Source organism: Dellaglioa sp. CoH-57-MRSF-18, assembly GCF_056781995.1.
Map to the genome: position 1 here is coordinate 1 of NZ_JBXAXX010000059.1, position 535 is coordinate 535.

At 54.0% G+C, this 535-nt stretch carries 1 protein-coding gene; it reads right to left on the reverse strand.

The window, feature by feature from the left end; all coding sequences use genetic code 11:
* Nucleotides 1-94 precede the first annotated feature (94 nt).
* On the reverse strand, nucleotides 95-535 hold a 441-nt coding region (locus AC1RPG_RS08045), incomplete at its 5' end, for a hypothetical protein (protein ID WP_481762478.1).

The window sequence follows — 535 nt, forward strand, 5'->3', positions numbered from 1 at the left end:
CCATCTTTCCGCAGTTTCTTCTCGATCTTGCGGACAAGCGCCTCATTCTGGCCACGCACGTATGGAAGCGCTTGTTCAAGAAGCTCTATGGCCTTCATGCAAACGCGCCTCGCATAGTCTTGTCGAAATTCGCCATGGTCTGGTTGAATCTGCGCATCATCTCATCGAATTGCGCACGCTCCGCGTCCGTCAGCTCGTCATAGTTGCGAGTTTTCACCGTTGTATTACCGTCTCGGTCCGTCTGGGTGATACGTACCGTACGCGAACTCCAGTCTGCGGCACTGGCGTGGTCATCCGGCTTAGCAGGTTCGGGTTGCACGTCCTTCCCAGTCAGTTCCGCAAACTCTTTTTGCTTGCGCGCCAGATACAGGTTCGCTTCGACCAGCTCCTTCTTCATGCGTGCTTCCCGGATTTCCCGGGTGATGCGGTCCTCGTGGAACGCACAGTAGACAACGCTGATGAAGACACCGATAAAGACTCCGGCCACAAGCCACACCATACTCATTGCCGTGAACATATTTACTCTCCTTGTTTT